General features: G+C 61.4%; 20 protein-coding genes. 19 read left to right on the top strand and 1 reads right to left on the bottom strand.

The features are described from left to right. The 15 genes from K3F44_RS08795 to K3F44_RS08725 are packed head-to-tail and all read left to right on the top strand — an operon-like array spanning position 1 to position 10,795. On the top strand, positions 1 to 858 hold the full coding sequence (locus K3F44_RS08795) for a head maturation protease, ClpP-related (protein WP_220633814.1): 858 nt from the start codon (positions 1 to 3) through the stop codon (positions 856 to 858). A 2-nt stretch (positions 859 to 860) separates the two neighbouring features. Further along, positions 861 to 2,045 carry a phage major capsid protein gene (locus K3F44_RS08790; protein WP_220633813.1) on the top strand — a complete coding sequence of 395 codons (1,185 nt, stop codon included), beginning with the start codon at positions 861 to 863 and terminating at the stop codon, positions 2,043 to 2,045. Between the two features lie 48 nt (positions 2,046 to 2,093). Next, the gene (locus K3F44_RS08785; protein ID WP_220633812.1) at positions 2,094 to 2,621 is read left to right on the top strand and encodes a hypothetical protein; all 528 of its coding nucleotides are present in this window, start codon (positions 2,094 to 2,096) and stop codon (positions 2,619 to 2,621) included. 3 nt (positions 2,622 to 2,624) lie between these two features. Continuing rightward, entirely contained in the window at positions 2,625 to 2,966 is a 342-nt protein-coding gene (locus K3F44_RS08780) for a head-tail connector protein (RefSeq protein WP_220633811.1), read from the top strand. Beyond that, positions 2,963 to 3,289, top strand: a complete 327-nt coding sequence (locus tag K3F44_RS08775; RefSeq protein WP_220633810.1) for a phage head closure protein — start codon at positions 2,963 to 2,965, stop codon at positions 3,287 to 3,289. The genes K3F44_RS08780 and K3F44_RS08775 overlap by 4 nt, the downstream gene beginning before the upstream one ends. An 8-nt stretch (positions 3,290 to 3,297) precedes the next feature. Further along, a complete protein-coding gene (locus K3F44_RS08770; protein ID WP_220633809.1) occupies positions 3,298 to 3,486 on the top strand; it encodes a hypothetical protein in 189 nt (62 codons plus the stop codon). 3 nt (positions 3,487 to 3,489) lie between these two features. Then, positions 3,490 to 4,065: an HK97-gp10 family putative phage morphogenesis protein gene (locus K3F44_RS08765; RefSeq protein WP_220633808.1), complete on the top strand. Its 576-nt coding sequence runs from the start codon at positions 3,490 to 3,492 to the stop codon at positions 4,063 to 4,065. After that, positions 4,058 to 4,444 carry a DUF3168 domain-containing protein gene (locus K3F44_RS08760; RefSeq protein ID WP_220633807.1) on the top strand — a complete coding sequence of 129 codons (387 nt, stop codon included), beginning with the start codon at positions 4,058 to 4,060 and terminating at the stop codon, positions 4,442 to 4,444. The genes K3F44_RS08765 and K3F44_RS08760 overlap by 8 nt, the downstream gene beginning before the upstream one ends. Before the next feature lie 55 nt (positions 4,445 to 4,499). After that, the gene (locus K3F44_RS08755; RefSeq protein ID WP_220633806.1) at positions 4,500 to 5,000 is read left to right on the top strand and encodes a phage tail protein; all 501 of its coding nucleotides are present in this window, start codon (positions 4,500 to 4,502) and stop codon (positions 4,998 to 5,000) included. A 40-nt stretch (positions 5,001 to 5,040) separates the two neighbouring features. After that, entirely contained in the window at positions 5,041 to 5,385 is a 345-nt protein-coding gene (locus tag K3F44_RS08750; RefSeq protein WP_220633805.1) for a hypothetical protein, read from the top strand. After that, positions 5,382 to 5,618, top strand: coding sequence for a hypothetical protein (locus K3F44_RS08745; protein WP_220633804.1), 237 nt, complete (start codon positions 5,382 to 5,384; stop codon positions 5,616 to 5,618). Before K3F44_RS08750 ends, K3F44_RS08745 begins: the two co-directional genes overlap by 4 nt. A gap of 41 nt (positions 5,619 to 5,659) precedes the next feature. Continuing rightward, a complete protein-coding gene (locus K3F44_RS08740; protein WP_220633803.1) occupies positions 5,660 to 8,953 on the top strand; it encodes a phage tail tape measure protein in 3,294 nt (1,097 codons plus the stop codon). Then, positions 8,953 to 9,291, top strand: a complete 339-nt coding sequence (locus K3F44_RS08735) for a phage tail protein (RefSeq protein WP_150568995.1) — start codon at positions 8,953 to 8,955, stop codon at positions 9,289 to 9,291. The genes K3F44_RS08740 and K3F44_RS08735 overlap by 1 nt, the downstream gene beginning before the upstream one ends. Then, positions 9,288 to 10,037 carry a phage minor tail protein L gene (locus tag K3F44_RS08730; RefSeq protein WP_220633802.1) on the top strand — a complete coding sequence of 250 codons (750 nt, stop codon included), beginning with the start codon at positions 9,288 to 9,290 and terminating at the stop codon, positions 10,035 to 10,037. The genes K3F44_RS08735 and K3F44_RS08730 overlap by 4 nt, the downstream gene beginning before the upstream one ends. A gap of 2 nt (positions 10,038 to 10,039) precedes the next feature. Next, on the top strand, positions 10,040 to 10,795 hold the full coding sequence (locus tag K3F44_RS08725) for a C40 family peptidase (protein ID WP_220633801.1): 756 nt from the start codon (positions 10,040 to 10,042) through the stop codon (positions 10,793 to 10,795). 115 nt (positions 10,796 to 10,910) lie between these two features. Here the strand turns inward: K3F44_RS08725 and K3F44_RS08720 are convergent, their stop codons facing one another. After that, positions 10,911 to 11,138, bottom strand: a complete 228-nt coding sequence (locus tag K3F44_RS08720; RefSeq protein ID WP_220633800.1) for a hypothetical protein — start codon at positions 11,136 to 11,138, stop codon at positions 10,911 to 10,913. A 609-nt stretch (positions 11,139 to 11,747) separates the two neighbouring features. Between K3F44_RS08720 and K3F44_RS08715 the strand changes: the two genes are divergently transcribed. Genes K3F44_RS08715 through K3F44_RS08700 form a run of 4 tightly spaced genes read left to right on the top strand, consistent with a single transcriptional unit; the run spans position 11,748 to position 17,569 of the window. Beyond that, positions 11,748 to 12,350: a tail assembly protein gene (locus K3F44_RS08715; protein WP_220633799.1), complete on the top strand. Its 603-nt coding sequence runs from the start codon at positions 11,748 to 11,750 to the stop codon at positions 12,348 to 12,350. Positions 12,351 to 12,408: 58 nt separating this feature from the next. Then, positions 12,409 to 16,383 carry a phage tail protein gene (locus K3F44_RS08710; protein WP_220633798.1) on the top strand — a complete coding sequence of 1,325 codons (3,975 nt, stop codon included), beginning with the start codon at positions 12,409 to 12,411 and terminating at the stop codon, positions 16,381 to 16,383. After that, a complete protein-coding gene (locus K3F44_RS08705) occupies positions 16,380 to 16,694 on the top strand; it encodes a hypothetical protein (protein ID WP_259407047.1) in 315 nt (104 codons plus the stop codon). Before K3F44_RS08710 ends, K3F44_RS08705 begins: the two co-directional genes overlap by 4 nt. Further along, positions 16,694 to 17,569, top strand: coding sequence for a hypothetical protein (locus K3F44_RS08700; RefSeq protein ID WP_220633797.1), 876 nt, complete (start codon positions 16,694 to 16,696; stop codon positions 17,567 to 17,569). Before K3F44_RS08705 ends, K3F44_RS08700 begins: the two co-directional genes overlap by 1 nt. Positions 17,570 to 17,626 lie beyond the last annotated feature (57 nt).

Genomic DNA, 17,626 nt, shown 5'->3' with positions numbered 1-17,626 from the left:
ATGAAACACAAGATCCAGTCTCGCGGCCTGCGCAGCGAGATGAGCCCGCGCGCGCTCGATAAATGGAACCCCGCGATTCAGGCGGCCGTTGAGAGCACCTCGGACACCATCACGGTGTACGGCGTGATTGGCGAGGACTGGTATGGCGAGGGGGTCACTCTGAAGCGTATCGATGCCGCATTGCGTGCCATCGGCGAGCGGGACGTGACCGTCTACATCAACTCGCCAGGCGGCGACATGTTCGAAGGCATCGCAATTTATCACCGCCTGCGCGAGCACAGTCATCAGGTCACCACCAAGGTGCTTGGTATGGCGGCCAGTGCCGCGTCGATCGTCTTTCTCGCAGGCAGCAAGCGAGAGGTAGCCAGCAGCGCATTCCTGATGATTCACAACTGCTGGACCTGGCTTGCAGGTAATCGCCACTACCTGCGCGACATCGCCGCTGACATGGAGGAGTTCGACGCAGCAATGGCCGACCTCTATGCCGAAACCAGCGGCCAGTCGATGGCGGACATGGCCGAACTGATGGACGACGAAACCTACATTCGTGGTAAGCGCGCCGTAGAGCTCGGGTTGGCCACCGGGCTGCTTTCGTCCAGCGAGATCACAGAGCGCGAAACCGAAGAGGCCGCCCAGAACAACGCTCTGAAAGCAATGGACGTAGCACTGGCCAAGGCAGGCATGCCTCGCTCAGAGCGCCGCGAGTTGTTCGCCAGTTTCAAGTCCAGCATGCCTCGCGCTGCTGGCGGGGGTACGCGCGACGCTACCTCGACCGACAAGCCCAGCGCTGTCGCGCCAGACCTCTCCGCCTCACTGAGCGCGGCAACAAACCTTCTCAAATCTCTGCAAGGAAAATGACCATGGATTTCGAATCCCAAGTCAAAGAACTCAACGCCAGCCTGAAAGGCATCGGCGATCAGATCAAAGCCCAGGCCGAAGCTACCGAAAAGCAGATAAAGGCCTCGGGCGAAATGAACACCGAAACTCGCGCCAAAGTGGACGAGCTGTTGACCAAGCAGGGCGAGCTTCAGGCGCGTCTGGGCGAGGCGGAACAAAAGCTTGTGAACGCCAACCGTGATCGCGGTCACCAGGAAGAGCCTCAGCAGTCGGTGGGTGCGCTGGTGATCGGCAGCGATGAAATGAAGGACATGAACTCGTCTTTCCGCGGCTCGCGTCGTGTCTCCGTACCTCGCGCTGCAATTACCACCGCGTCCGGTGGCGACCTGGTGCCAGCTCAGCGCCTGGCGGGCATTGTTGCTCCGCCGCCGCGTCGACTGACCATTCGTGACCTGGTAGCCCCGGGCACCACGGAATCGAACTCCATCGAGTACATCCGTGAGACCGGCTTCACCAACAACGCTCGGACCGTGGCTGAAACCACCGCCAAGCCATATTCCGACCTGACCTTCGCGCTGGCCACCGCAAACGTTCGCACAATTGCTCACCTGTTTAAGGCGAGCCGCCAGATGCTGGACGACGCGAAGGCACTGCAGAGCTATATCGACGCACGCGCACGCTACGGCCTGACCATGGCGGAAGAGGCTCAGTTGCTCTACGGCAACGGCGCCGGCGCGAACCTACAAGGCCTGATGACCGTCGCTCAACTTTACGCCGCACCTGCCGGCGTCGCTGTTGTGGGCGAGCAGCGTATCGACCGTCTGCGCCTTGCGCTGCTGCAGGCCGAGCTGGCCGAATTCCCATCTGACGGAATCGTGCTCAACCCTATCGATTGGGCGGCGATTGAGCTGACCAAGGACGGGGAAGGGCGTTACATCATCGGCCAGCCGCAGGAGGGCACCAATCCTCGTCTGTGGAATCGTCCGGTGGTTTCGACCCAGGCCATGACGCAAGACGATTTCCTCGTCGGTGCATTCAAGCTTGGCGCGCAGATCTTTGATCGCATGGAAATCGAGGTGTTGATCTCGACTGAGAACGACAAGGACTTCGAAAACAACATGGCGACAATCCGCGCTGAGGAGCGACTGGCATTCGCCATCTACCGCGACGAAGCGTTTGTGACCGGCCCGCTTACTGGCACTCCGTGATCCCATCACCAAGCGGCGCCAGTAATGGCGCCCAGCTGGAGAATTACTATGGCACGCACCAAGGCAACACCAGCACCCGCCGATGAGATAGCGGCCGAGCGGGACCCTGCTCAAGATCCTGCGGCCAATCCCTCGCCTGTACCGGCCGTGCTTGAATCACCCGTGATCCTGAGCGAGGCGACTGAGGCGGTAAATGCACCTGCTGATCACCGTTCGGATGGTCCTGCTCCTCTAGAGGCATCGCAGGATGCCCCGGTGATTGGTGTGCAGCTCAGCGATTCTGTTGGAGCACCTGCTGCTACCGATGGTTCGCAGCCTGACGGTGCAGATGCGCACTTGCCTGAACTCGCTGCAGAGCAAGCCGCTGATGCGCAGAACGACGACAAGGATGGCATTGCCGAGACCCAGCCGGCGGGCAATCCCAATGCGCCGACAATTCAGATCTACCCGATGCGCTCTTACATGGACGCAGATGAGTTGCGTCGTCGTGGCGGTCCATCGTATTCGGTGCCACGCCGACACGGCGAGGACCTGGTGCAGCGCAAACTGGCATCGTTAAAACCGCTGGAGGAGTAAACCGTGCCCGTCATCAGCATGGCAATCGCTCGTCATCACCTCCGTGACCCAGAAGATGATGATGAATATCTGGAGATGCTGCTGGATGCCGCTGAGCGCAAAGCATCGGATTATCTGAATCGCCAGTTTTTTGCCGACGAGGAAGCGCTAGGTGAGGCCCAATCAGCAGGCTTGGCGGGCGCGGCTCCAATCCTGATCAACCCGGCTATCCGAGCCGCCTGCCTGCTGATCCTGGGCCACTTGTACGCCAATCGCGAGGACGTTGTGACCGGGACGATCGCCGCTGCTATTCCTATGGCATCGCTTTCGCTTCTAACGCCTCACCGAATCGGGTGGGGAATATGAGGGCCGGTCCGTTGCGGCACAGGTGCCGTCTTTCGAAAGCAGAGCGGGTTCAGAACAGAACTGGAGGCTTCGATGAGGTCTGGGTTGAAGTGGCTGAGATCTTCGCAGAAGTGACGCTGCCGACAGGCCGCATCATGCCGGTGGCTGAGCAGCTAAAGGCCACCGTGACTGCCGAGATCCGGCTTCACCCACGCACTGATGTATCCGCAGGCTGGAGGCTTACACGCAAGCGCACCGGTCAGACCTACAGGGTCGAGGCCGCGCTCCTTAATAACGAAGGCGACATGCTGCGCCTACTGTGCTCATCCGTACCAAACCCATGAGGTGGACCATGAAAGTTCGTGCACTTGGCATCCTCTCCGGCGCGTCTGGCGACCGCGAGAAGGGTGAAGAATTTGTCGTCGAGAAAGCGCATGGCGCTGGCCTGATTGCCCGCGGCTATGCCGAAGAAGTCGTCGAGAGCCCCGCAGTCGCGGACAAGGCAGCCAAACCAGGCAAGGTCGATTCGGTCAAGGAGTAGGCCATGGCCCGTCGCTCTAGGTTGCGCGGCGACTTTAATCTGCGCCGCACGCTCCGCAATATCCACACCACCATGGACAACGAGCTGCGACCGACCATGCAGAAGTGCGCCGACCGCATCCTCGGTACCATGCAGCAGTTGATTCCCAAGGACACAGGCGCAGCAGCAGGTGCATTGACCGCGTTCGTGTCGAAAAGTGGCCTGGACGCCGAGATCGGGCTGCGCGGCAAAGGCATTAACAAGCAATTCTTCTACATGCGCTTCATCGAGTACGGCACCAAAGGCTACTCCGGCTCCATGTACCGCCGCGCAGACATCAATGCGATAGGTGGCCAACACGCCAAAAATCGAGACACGAGTCAGCTGAGTGGGCGGCGCAACGGTATCCGGCAGCGTGACGTAAAGAACAAGTCTGATGGCGCGCACTTCTTCGGCAAATTCCCCGACATCCCCGCCCGGCCAGCGCATCCATGGCTGCGCCCAGCGCTGCAGGTCAACCGCGAGTTTGTCATGGCAGAGATCGAGGCGGCAGTTAGCCGAACGCTGATCAAGGCCAGTAAAGGTGCAGGCAATGTCTGATCCATCACTTGCGTTGCAGGAGGCGATATTCGCCAGGCTACAGGCCGAGGTCAGCTGCCCGATCTACGACGGTGCGCCGCTCAATGCGGCCATGCCCTATGTGTCGATCGACCGCGAGATTTCCGCGAACAGCAGCCCGATCTCCGGTCGCAAGCGCGAGACGCGCATGGTGTACCTGTCGGTCTGGTCTGACGCGGTCGGCCAGGCTGAGGTGAAGCGCATCAACGGCGAAGTCATTGCGGCGCTGGACGAGCGCCGATTGCCGCTGGCTGTGGGTCGCGCTGTTTCTGTTCGGGTCGAGCAGGCCGATGCCCAGCGCGACGCGGACGGCATCACCTACCAAGGATCGATCACGGTCCGCGTCATCACTACGCACTAAATCCAATTTCCGGCCGCGCTGCGGCTTTATCCAATGTGCCCTTGGAGGAACCCCCATGGCCGAAGACAACCTCAACACAGCCGCCGGCTGCCGACTCGCTATCGGTAGCAAGCTGGCGGCTGACACCGAAGCTGGATACAAGGCCGACACCTACGTCGATGTTGGCGAGATCGAAGACCTTGGCGAGTTCGGCGACACCTTCAGCGCTGTGAACTTCACTGCGCTGAGCGATGGCCGTGTGCGCAAGTACAAGGGCACTGCCGATGCCGGCAACATGACCGTGACTGTCGGTCTGGATAACGGCGACGCTGGGCAGAAGGCGGTCGCAGTCGCGCACAAGGACCGCACCAAGGGCAACTACAACATCAAGGTCACGCTGAACGACGGCGATCCCGGCGCTACTCCTCCGATTCTGCCGACGACGTTCTACTACGGCGTGAAGGTGATGAACAACACCGTCGCACCTGGTGCAGCTGACAATGTCGTGCGCCGCAACGTGACGCTCGCGATCAACACCGACATCCTCGAAATCGTCGCCGGCCCTGCCGTTCCTTGATCGATGGGGCTGCGGCCCCTTCTCCTGCTGAGACCACTCCATGAGCGAAGCACTGCACGGCACCGTGACCCTGGTTATCGGCGCGCGAACCTACATCCTGCGCCCGACCCTTGAGGCAGCGCTGCTGATCGAAACCCGCTTCGGTGGCCTGCGCGGGGCACTGGAAGCCATGCGCTTGATGAGCATCGGTGCCAGCGCCGACATCATCGTCGCCGGCGCCGGTCTGCAGCAGAGCCAGCACACCGAGGTGGCCACTGGCGTGTTCCAAACCGGTGTTGCAAAGGTGTCAGCCGAGCTGACCGCGTTCATTACCGTTCTGCTCAACCCTGTTCCGCCGAGCGTTGCTGCCCGGGGAAAGCAAGAGGCGGACAGCACAGCGCAGTGAAAAACGGCAGCTACGTCGACTATCTGTTCGGCGTGGCCACCGGCTGGCTTGGTTGGCCGCCTGACACTGCCTGGAACGCCCCGATACCGCAGATCATGCTGGCGCTCGATGCACGCCTTGACTGGACGGGTCGCGGGCAGGGCCAGCCGCAGGGGCGAACCGCAGCACCCCGGAAGCAGGGAAGCGTTGCGGATAAATTGAAGTCCTTCTTCCGCGGTCGCCGGGAAGAGTAAGTAGCCGCCTTAGAGCGGCTTTTTTGTGCTTGGAGAAATGCATGGCCGACCAACAAGTCCAGGGGATGCTGGTTCAGATCGAGGCGACTACAGCCCAGCTGCGCCGGGAACTAGCGACCGCTGACCAGGTGGTGGCGCGCAGCACCCAGGCGATCGACCGCAACCTGGCGACAGTCGACACGGCATTCGACAGGGCTGGGGCTGCAGCGCAGGGCGCTGGCGTGCTCATGCGCGGCGCATTCGCTGCCGTGGCGGGCGCTGGCCTCATTGGCGGCATCATCAAGCAGGTCGACGCCTACGGGCAGATGTCCGACCGCATGAAGGCTGCTGCTGGCAGTGCCACCGAGTATCAACTGGTGCAGGAGCACCTGCTGCAAACTGCGAATGATACTTACCGCCCTTTGGCGGAGGCCCAAGAGCTCTACATCCGCACCGCCGGCGTGATGCGCGGTCTGGGCTTCAATACGCAGCAGACGCTCGACATCACCGATAGCTTCAGCTTCCTGCTGGTGACCAACGCTGCGGCGGCTGACAAGGCAGGTTCCGCGCTCGATGCTTACTCGAAGGCGTTGCAAACCGGCAAGGTCGAGGCCGATGGCTGGGTGGCTATTCAGGGCGCCATGCCGACGATCGTCGATGCCATCGCCAATGCCACCGGCAAAAGCGCTGACGAAGTGCGCAAGCTGGGCGTTGAGGGCAAGCTGTCTCTGGAGGCGATCAACACCGGCCTTCTGCGCACGGTGGATGTAAACCGCAAGGCTGCAGCGGATATGTCCACCAGCGTGCAGGATGCACTGGTAAACATCAGCAACGCCATTCAGACGTTCTTGGGCGGCATGGAGGAGCAGACCGGCGCTGTTGCAGGTCTATCGAGCATCCTGATTGCGTTGGCTGATAACGTCGACCTGGTGGCCGTCGCTATGGGCGGTGCGGGCGCCGCCGCTCTGACGCTGTACGTGGCCAAGGCAGGCATGGCCATCAAAGCCGCGCTGGCCCAGCGCGCAGCCGAGATCCAGAACGCCCAGGCAGCACTGCGTGCCGCCGACGCGCAGCGGATCTACGCACAAGCGCAGGTCCAGCAGGCCCAGGCATCCGTGGCAGCCGCGACCGGCCTGCAGCGGCTGTCACTGGTCCAGACACAACTGATTCCCCGGCAGGCTGCGCTCAAGGCGTCCACCGACGCACTGGCGATCGCCCAGACCAACCTGATGCGCGCATCAACCGGCGGGCTGCTCGCGGCGCTCGGCGGGCCAATGGGCCTGGCGCTGATGGCCGGCACCGCCGCGGCAAGCTTCCTGCTGCTGAGAGACAACGCAGACAAAGCCGGGGTCAGCCTCGACGAGCTGCAGAAGCCAGTCGCCCAGCTGCGCGAGGAGTTCGCCAAGCTCAACAAGGACCAGCGCGAAGCCTCGCTGGTGAAGTGGCAGCAGGAACAGGTCAACGCCGCTGACAAGGTCAAGGATGCTTACGGCGACCTGGCCCAGTCCATTCGCTCCGCCGTGGTGACCGCACCTGTGCGCGACTCCGGCGGTCAGTACAACCGACAGCTGGCTGAATACCAGGGTTTGATTGATCGGCTCAACGAAGCGCGTGCCTCGGGCCAAGGCCTGTCGCCTGTACTTCAGGAGGTAGCAGCGCGCCTGCAACTGCCTGCGTCCACGGTGCAGCAGTGGATCACCCAGGCGGGCGCCGTCAGTGACGCTGATCAGCGCACCAACCTGATCGCCGAGACGCTGCGGGTGCTGACCGGCGTCACCGAGCAGAACACCTCGGCCACCCAGGCGAACAACGCGGCCAAGGCAGGCATGAGCACCGCCGGGCAGACATACCTGGAGACGCTGCAGAAGCAGCTGGCCGGCCTGCAGGACAACGGCGACGCGATGAAGATCGCCAACCGCCACATCGCCGACAATGCCGAACTCACCGAGACGGATCGGCAGGCGATCCTCTCGGCAGCCAGCGCGATCGAGTCGCAGAAGAAGGCCAACAAGGATGCCACCGAAGGCACGAAGGATCGCACCAAGGCGCTCAAGGACGAGATCAAAGCCCTTGATTCGATCATCGACCGCGCGCTGCCGGAGAAGAAGCGGCTGACCGATCTGTCGGAAGGCGTGCAGGGGCTGCGCAAGGCTCAGGCTGCCGGCAAGATCACGGGCGCCGAGATGGAACTCGGCATCAAGAATCTCAACACGGCCTACGCCGATCCGATAATCCAGAAGCGCACCGAGGAAGAAAAGAAGCTCGCCGAGCTGCGCCGCAACAGCGCCGATGCATACCGCAAGGCCATGGAGATCGTGCTGCAGACACGGCAGGACGCAATCAGCGCGGACGTTGCTGGTGTGGGTATGGGCGACGACGAGCGCGAGCAGGCCGACCGGCTGAACGCGGTTCGCCAGAAGTACGCCGAGTCTCGCCGGCAACTCGAAGAGCAGCAGGAAGATGTGTCGCGCCGGTTGAGCCAGGAGGCCTACCAGCAGCGCCTGGCGGATCTGTCTGACTACCAGGCCCGCGAGCTGCAGATGGAGGTTGATGGCTTTGACGCCCGGCTTGAGGCGCAGCGCGACTATCGCAACGGCGCCAAGCGTGCCTGGGCGAACATCCAGGCTGATGCCGCTAATGTGGCTGGCGCAACCGATGACATGCTCACTGCTGGATTTAACTCGGCCCGCGATGCCGTGGCCGAATTCGCCATGACGGGCAAGGCCAACTTCAAGAGCTTCGCCGTCAGTGTCATTTCGGACATGGCCAGGATCGCCAGTCAGCAGGCCGCGAGCTCGCTGCTGAGCGGGCTGGTGGGGCTGGGGGTCTCTGCGGTTGGCAGCTACTTCGGCAGCGGCGGCGGGAATGGCATGGCGGCTGGCTCAGCTGGGGCCACATCCTCCAATCTCGGCGCGTCACAAGCCGGCTACGGCAGCGCTTATTTCCCACAGGCGCTGGGCGGGGCTTGGAACGGCGGCGTGCAGATGTTCGCCAAAGGGGCTGCGTTTCGCACCAATAACATTCTGAACACACCCACGCCTTTCAGCATGGCCGACGGCGGGCTTGGCGTTGCTGGCGAGGCCGGGCCGGAGGCAATCATGCCACTCGCTCGCGGCGCGGATGGATCGCTCGGGGTTCAGATGGTGGGAGGAGCGGGCGGAGGCTCGACTGTTCTTCAACTCAACATGCCCGTGGCGGTGACGCTTGAGGATCGGAGCAAGGACGGTATGGAGCTGGACAGCTCCGCACTGCAGCAAAACCTCGAGCAGCAGATGCAGGGCGTTGCCGAGCGGGCCATCGCGGTGTCATGGCGCGCCGGCGGGCTCAGTTATCGAAACAGCACAGGAAGACGGTAATGGCCATCGAGACATTCACTTGGGAGCCTGACGATGAGGCGGGCGGCGAGAGCACCTTGCGCACGAGGAAATCGCAGTTCGGCGATGGCTACGCCCAGGTATCGAGCGACGGGCTCAATGGCGAGACGGACAGCTGGTCCTTGTCGTTCGGGGGCCTGGCGGAAGAGGTAGGGCCTCCGCTTGCATTCATACGGCGCCACCGCGGCGCGAGGTCGTTTCTGTGGACCAACCCCGAGGGCGTGCTTGGGATGTACCGGTGTGAGACCTTCCGACAGCAGCGCAAACCAGGCGGTGTCGTGGTGCTGTCGGCAACCTTTGAGCGGGCGTACCAGCCATGAGCCTGATCACCCAATTACAGAAGCTTGACCCCGGCGCAGAGATCCTGCTGTTTGAGCTGGATGGCTCGGACTTCGGCGCCGACATACTGCGGTTCCACGGTCACGCGATTCCTCACACGCCTGAGGAACTGGCCGCGGCTGGTGCTGATGCAGACCAGCTGCCTGCGAAATCCATCTGGTGGCAGGGCAACGAGTATTCAGCCTGGCCAATGCAGATCGATGGCATCGAGGCCAACTCGGACGGCACCGCAGTGCGGCCAACGCTGACGGTGGGTAACGTCAACGGCCGCATCACGGCGCTGTGTCTGGCCTTCGACAACCTGCTCGAGTTCCAGCTAACCATGCGCCTCACCCTGGCGCAGTATTTGGACGCCGCCAACTACCCCGAGGGAAACCCTGAGGCCGATCCGGCGGAGGAGGCGCTTGAGGTGTGGTTCATCGATCAGAAAATTTCGGAGAACGGCCAGACGGTTGCCTGGGAGTTGGCCAGCCCCGGCGATGTGGGCGGCGAGACGATCGGGCGCCAGATGACCACGCTGTGCCACTGGGCAATGACCAATGGCTACCGTGGGCCGGACTGCGGTTATACCGGCCCCTATTACGACTTCGACGGAAACCCTACTGACGACCCCGCCAAGGACGAGTGCAATGGCTGTCTGGATACGGGCTGCGTCGTGCGGTTCGGCCAAGGCAATCAAATTCCATTCGGCGGTTTCCCAGCCGTGTCCCTGATCGCCAGGAGCTGATCATGCGCAAACACATCCTCGCCGCCGTGCAGCAGCACGCCGCGGCGGAGTACCCGCGCGAGTGCTGTGGGCTGCTGCTGGCAGTGGGCCGGAAGCATATCTACTACCCGTGCACGAACGTGGCCACCGAGCCGACCGAAGAGTTTCGGATAGCGCCCGAGCAGTACGCCGAGGCCGAAGACCAGGGCGAGGTGATCGGCATCGTGCACTCGCATCCTGATGCGACCAGTCGGCCGTCGCCGCGAGATCTGGCCATGTGCGAGGCAACGGGGCTGCCATGGCACATCCTGTCTTGGCCGGAGGGCGATCTGCGCACCATCACCCCAACGGGCGAAACACCGCTGCTGCGCCGGCCCTTCGTGCATGGCGCTTGGGATTGCTGGCAGGTCTGTGCGGATTGGTACCTGCGCGAGTGGGGTTTGGAGTTTCCACCCTACGTCCGTGAGGATGGCTGGTGGGAGAGCACCGAGGGGCCGAGCTTGTACGAGCAGGCCTACGAAGCCGCAGGCTTCTACCAGGTCAGCCAACCGCAGCGCGGCGACATGGTCGTCATGGCTGTGGGCCGAACCGCGCACCCGAACCACGCGGGCATTTTCCTTGGCACCGAACCGGCACTACCGGGCGAGCAAGCTGATGTTTTCGGGCCAGGCCCGTTCCTGCTGCACCACCTTTACGGCAGACCATCAGAAATCATCGTGTTCGGCGGGCCTTGGCTCGACCGGACTCGTCTTGTGTTGCGTCATAGGGACGCGAAATGAAGCGGCAAGGCCGCAGGGAGATGGAAAGTGAGCGAGTCGCTTAAACATAACTATGAACATGAGGCAAAAATGAGGGCTGAGGCCGTTCAGAAACTCTCAGCCCTCATTGAGCAGGTTATTCGGCGGGGCCCTTTACCCGCTTAATATCATCAACATAGTTCTGGAGAACTAGATTGAAGATCTCCTTATTATCGGCCGCAGGATAATCGCCTTGGATTTGCGATTCCAGGCGCATGACATACAGATTTTCATCGAGTATGCCTGCGTGCTTTAGGCTAGCTGCGAGGCATCTGAATGCAAGATCCAATGCCTTGAATTCACTTTGGCTTACTTCTCTCGTCACGTTGACCTCCAGGTCACGAATGCGCCGTATTGGCGAAACCCCAGTCCATGGGCTTTCCGGCAACGGACCGGGGCGGTTCATTGGGAGGTGCAACGCTACTACGCCGCTGTGGTGGCGTGATACTGGCCTTTCATCCACGCTGGATGCTTGGCCAGCCCGGCTGCTACAGTCCTGTGTTTTGAGGGAGGGATGACATGCGAATTCTGATAGCTGCGCTTGCAGTGGCAATGCTGCCTGGTTGTGCGAGCGTTGGAGATACGAGGAGCAACCCTGCGTTACTGGTGTTGCAGTCTTCCAAGCAACCTAAACAGGCTGCGGAGTGCATCCGTGACGCATGGCAGAACACCACTGTCTTGGGTGCGAGCGTAGGTGGTGTTTTGCAATCCTCTGGTGAGCGCTACTCAGTTCTCGCGCCGGACGTGCAGGCCCCACTTCATCTAGTTGACATCGCGCCGACCCCGGGCGGCTCTCGAATCAGTTACCACTTTTATCGAACTTGGCAGTCGCCGCTTGAGCGCGTTCCTGATGCTGTCAGGTCCTGTGCCGGCTAGGCGCACCTGCTACAAATTCAACCACCTTAGGGTGGTTTTTTTACGTCCGGAGAAAAAGATGTCAGCCCTCGCAATCGAGTACCAGCCAATGACTACCGTTCTTTTGTACGGTCAACTTCGACAGTTTGGGCGATCTTTCAGGCTGTCCGTGAGGTCGCCAGCCGAGGCAATTAAAGCGCTCTGCGTCCAAATCCCAGGCTTCGAGCGGTTCCTTGCCAATGCGAAAGCAGAGGGCATCGAGTTCGCGATCTTCCGTGGCAGCAGAAATCTGGAAGAGAAAGAGCTGAGCTTTGGAGGCACTGGGGATATTCGAATCGCACCTGTGATCGCCGGCAGCAAGCGTGCGGGGCTATTGCAGACCATCATCGGTGTGGTGATCGTTGCACTAGCTTGGTGGAACCCACTGGGATGGTCAGCTGCAACCGCTTTGGCTGTAGGGATGGGCGGCGGATCTATGGCAGTCGGTGGCGTCATTCAGATGCTCAGCCCCCAAGCCAAGGGCCTTTCCCAGAGTGGCAGCCCCGCGAACATGCCCTCATACGCTTTCGGCTCTGCCAAGAACACCACCGCCAGCGGCAATCCGGTACCGATCTGCATCGGCAGGCGCCGCTGGGGTGGGGCGATCATTTCTGCCTCGATCTACGCCCAAGACAAGGCGTAGCAGCCAGCACGAACAACCACAGCCGCCTCGAGCGGTTTTTTTACGCCTGGAGGAAAGCATGGGCGCAGCAGCTCACCTGGTGATTGCCGGGGAAAAAGGTGGCGAGAAGAAGCCGAAAACCCCGGTAGAGGCGCCGGACAGCCTGCGCTCGACCAACATTGCCAAGATACTGCTGGCGGTGGGAGAGGGAGAGTTCGATGGGACGCCGACCGCGCGGGACATCTACCTCGACAACACGCCGATCATGGACGCCAGCGGCAACCTCAACTTTCCGGGCGTGAAGTGGGAGTGGCGGCCAGGCAGTGTCGAGCAGGAGTACATCAAGGGCATCCCGTCGATCGAGAACGAGACCACGGTCAACGTCGAGCTGCGCAGCGATAATCCCTTCACGAGAGCGCTGAGCAACATCCAGCTTTCCAGGCTGCGTCTGCGATTCGCCTGGCCGCGCCTGGCAAAGCAAGACAAGAGCAGCGGAGACACAAACGGCTACCGCATCGAGTACGCGATTGATATCGCCACTGATGGTGGTGCGTTTGTCGAGTCCCTGCGCGGCGCAGTAGATGGCAAGACCACGAGTGGCTATCAACGCTCCGAGCCTGTCATCCTCCCGCCGGCCACTTCAGGGTGGTCCTTTCGGGTGCGCCGGATCACGCCCAATGCAAACGATGGCCTGATCGCCGACACGATGACCATCGCGGGCTACACCGAGATCATCGACCAGAAGATCCGCTATCCCAACACCGCGCTGCTCTACATCGAGTTCGACGCCGAGCAGTTCCAGAATATCCCGGCTGTGACCGTCAACTGCAATGGCCAGCGCTGGCCGGTACCGAGCAATTACGACCCCGTGACCCGGACCTACACCGGCGTTTGGGACGGCACCTTCAAACAGGCCTGGACGAACAACCCTGTTTGGGCCACCTACGGCTTGTGCGTCAACGATCGTTTCGGCCTGGGCAAGAGAATCCAGCCGTGGATGGTCGACAAGTGGGAGATGTACCGCATCGGTCAGTACTGCGATCAGCTGGTGTCGAACGGCGTGGGCGGGATGGAGCCGCGCTATCTGTGCGACCTGAACCTGCAGGGCAAGGCTGAGGCCTGGACGCTGCTGCGTGACCTTTCTGCGATCTACCGTGGGATGGTCTATTGGGCGCAGGGCTCTCTGTACATGCAGGCGGATATGCCGCGGGCGCAGGACATCGACTACACCTTCACCAGGTCGAACGTGATTGACGGCGACTTCGTGTACGGCGGGGCCGGTCGGGACACCCACTACAGCCGAGCGCTGATCAGCTACGACAACCCGGCCAACAACTACGACACCGACGTGATCCCGGTGACCGACAACGCGCTGCAGCGCCGGTACCGGGATCGCCCCATCGAGATCTCAGCGATTGGCTGCACGCGGGCGAGTGAAGCGCAGCGCCGTGGCAAGTGGGCACTGCTGAGCAACAACCAAGACCGGACCGTTACCTTCAAGACCGGCATGGAAGGGGCGAATGTTCTCCCGGGCTATGTCATCCCGGTTGCTGATGAGCTGGTCGCAGGCAGGCCGAATGGTGGCAGGATATCCGCCGCTGCGGGCCGCACCGTGACACTGGACCGTGACACGCCGGTGAAGGCAGGTGACCGCCTGATCGTTAACCTGCCAAACGGTACCGCGCAGGCCAGGACCGTGCAGTCGGTGGCTGGCCGCACCGTGACGGTGACCACCGCATACACCCTGCAGCCCGAACCGCAGTTGCAGTGGGCGATCGATTACAGCGACCTGGCGGTGCAACTGTTCCGCGTGCTCAAGCGCAAGCGCACGACCGAGGGCGAATACGAGTTCACCGCGCTGGAGTTCAACCCGAGCAAGTTCGCGGCGATCGACAATGGCGCCAAGCTGGAAGAGCGGCCGATCAGCGTCATCCCGATCACCACGGTGCCACCTCCAGCCAGCGTTACCCTTACCTCCGGGTATGCGATTGACCAAGGCATTGCGGTCAGCACCATGACGATCGAGTGGCCAGCTGTCGAGGGCGCGGTCGCCTATGACGTTGAGTGGCGCAAGGACAACGGCAACTGGATCCGTTTGCAGCGCGTCGGCGCAACATCCGTCGACATCACTGGCATCTACGCTGGCGCCTACCTGGCGCGCGTGCGGGCGGTGAGCGCATTCGATATCACGTCGATCTGGCGGGATTCGATGCTGACGGAGCTGAAAGGAAAGGATGGTGCGCCGCCCTCGGTCACCTTCCTGGCTGCCGAATCACTCCTGCTCAGCATCGCTATCAGGTGGGGTATCCCCCCAGGTGCCGAAGACACCCAGCGCACTGAACTCTGGTACAGCCAGAGCAACAGCTTGGAGACGGCAACAAAGCTTGCCGACCTGGCCTATCCGCAGGCTGAGTACGTGATGCAGGGCCTGAGGGCTGGGGTGTCTTTCTTCTTCTGGGCGCGCCTGGTGGACCGGACTGGCAATATTGGCCCGTGGTACCCGGCTGGCGGCGGCGTGCTGGGCCAGTCTGGATCTGATGCCAGCCCAGTGTTGGAGCTGATCAGTGGCCAGGTGACCGAGAGCGAACTTGGCCAGGAGCTGCTGAAGGAAATCGAGAAGATCTCCGGCGACTTCCCTGGCTCGGTCAATGACCGGATCAACGAAGCGAAGCAGGAGCTCGAGGAGCTGATCACCGAGCTGACCGACCCTCTCGAGTACGTGCCAGCCAACGCTTACGCCAAGGATGACGCAGTGCGCAGTGGTCGGCGCCTGTACATGGCCATCGTGCCAGTGCCGGCTGCAGCCGACGGCAGCAATGCTCCGCCGAACCCGACCTACTGGGTCGATATCGGCAGCATAGCCGCGACGGCCAATGGGTTGGCGCAGGCCGTGGCCAAGAACACCACGGACATCGCTACGGTGGACGGCAAGGTCACTGTGACAGCGGCCATGTTGCAGGCCGTGCAGTCCGCCTACCGCGATGACAATGGTGAGGGTGACCTTGCCGATGCGATGCGGGGTTGGAGCACGCTTGCCAAGGTCTCGGAAGAGTCGCGCACCAGGGCAACTCAGAACGAAGCGATGGCCAGTCGTATGGTCACGGTCGAGGCGCGTGTCGGTGAGAACACCGGCAGCATTCGGAGCCTTGAGCAGACGGTCGTCACCAACGAGCAGGCGACGGCAAGCAGGTTCACCGACGTCAATACCAAGGTCGGCAGCAACACGGCTGGTATCTCGCAGTTGGAGAAGACGGTCACCGACAATGAGGCGTCCACAGCTTCACGGCTGCAGACGGTTAACGCGAGAGTTGATGATGCTGAGACGGCGATCAGCGAGGAAGAGCTGGCTCGAGTAACTGGTGATGAATCGCTCGGTGAACGCCTCGGCATCATGGAGGCTTCGTTCACCTCTCCTCAGGGCGAGCGTGACGACAATGGCGAAGGCGATCTGGCCGGCGCGCTCAAGTCATGGGAAAGCACTGCGAAGATCGCCGACGAGTCGAAGGTGCGGGCAACTGCGGTCGACGTCCTGGCGCGCCGGTCCGAGACGCTAGAGGTGTCGATCGCCGATACCAATGCTGCCGTGCAAACCGTCAGCCAGGCTCAAGCCACGCTCGACGGCAAGGCCAGCACCATGTGGGCGGTCAAGATGCAGCTCAACGCCCAAGGCCAGTACGTCTCCGCCGGCATCGGCCTTGGCATCGAGAATGGCCCAGCAGGTTTGCAGAGCCAGTTCCTGGTGTCGGCAGACCGGTTCGCCGTGGTCAATGGCATCAATGGCGTGCTGGCCTCGCCATTCGCGGTGCAGGGCGGGCAGGTGTTCATCAACGAGGCGTTCATCGCTGACGGGACGATCACCAATGCCAAGATCGGCAGCTTCATCAGCTCGACCAACTATGTGGCGGGGCAGCAGGGCTGGATCCTGAACAAGAGCGGAACGCTTGAAATCAACGGCACGGTGGCTGGGCAGGGGAGGCTGACCATCACTAACCAGCGGATCCGCATTTACCACGCCAACGGCAATCTAGCGATCGATCTGGGTGTGAACGTATGAGCGCAGGGATGAAGGCGTGGGACCCCAGCGCCCTGCTTTTGCTCGACATGACGAGCTCAATCAGCCAGATGGAGGGCTATGTCGACACCGGAGCAGGCAATGGTTCGCTTGTGATCCCGCTTGCTCCGCCTGGCAAAGAGCTGTTCTACGCCATCACTGAGCTGTCGGCACAGAGCAAGTACCTCGGGAAGCGTCCAGGGGTAACGCTCACCATCGGAGCGTCAACGGCAACACTTTCTTGGCAGTACTCCTACGCGAGCGGGTGGGGGTTCTATTCGCTCAACTGCCGAATCCACTACGGGTATCACTGATGTCTGCAGGCATGAAGGTATGGAAGAAGGATGGCTCTCTCCTTTTTGACACAGAGAAAATCACTTACGGTTTGCTGAAGAGCGGGTATATGAGCTATCTGCTCAGTTGGCCTCGCCTCGAATATAGATCGGCAAACTTGCCGCCGAATTCGGGGTCAAGCTACAGCGAATCGTCTGTCGTCGACGCCATGCATGGATTCAGTGTCGACGGCGCGGTGGCGCCGATAGTGTTTATCGTGGGGTCAGGTATATCGTGCGGCTCGTCGAAGACTGGAAATACCACGACGTTTTATTACATTGGCGCGAGTCCATCGACCAAGTTTTATTACTTCGACACCATGAGGAACACGCTCTTCGGTGCGGGTATGAAGTGCTTCCGGGAGGTTGATGAGGTTCTGACCTTCAACTCCCTCCAAGTGCCGCTCAACATTGTGTCGACTATCAAGGCTCCCGCCCCTCCGTCGCCGGTCTCGGCAGGCGGAGTGGCCACCTACAGCGTCCCTTTCGCTGGGGCATCCAGGCTTGCCACGCGCTTCATCAACTCAGGGGTCTATTACTGCGTTTCCAGGGTGTTCATCCCTATTGGCTCGGGAGAGTTCGCGACGGCGACTACGTTCTCCAGAAGTTTCGGTCAGGCAGCGATGGACAGCATGTCTGCTGGAGGAACATTCCCAGCGCGCGGAAATCAGCAGGCGCATATGGATGGTGCCTACGGAGCTGATGGGGGGATCTACTTCATGTCATGTGACGCAGCCCGGACAACTATGTACTGGGGTGCGCAATTTACCTACAACGCCTACTACAGCATACCCACGGATAGATACCCGGAAGCGCTTGTAATACGCACGGACAACCTCCCGTTTCCATTCAATTAAATCGGAGCAACATATGCCCTGGTACAGAGTAGGCACAGTCGCGATCACGGCTGGCCA

Origin of the sequence: Pseudomonas sp. S07E 245, assembly GCF_019599025.1 — a bacterium.
GTDB lineage: Bacteria > Pseudomonadota > Gammaproteobacteria > Pseudomonadales > Pseudomonadaceae > Aquipseudomonas > Aquipseudomonas shirazensis.
The sequence above is the reverse complement of the archived record's forward strand: the minus strand, read 5'-3'. Positions and strand labels throughout refer to the sequence as shown.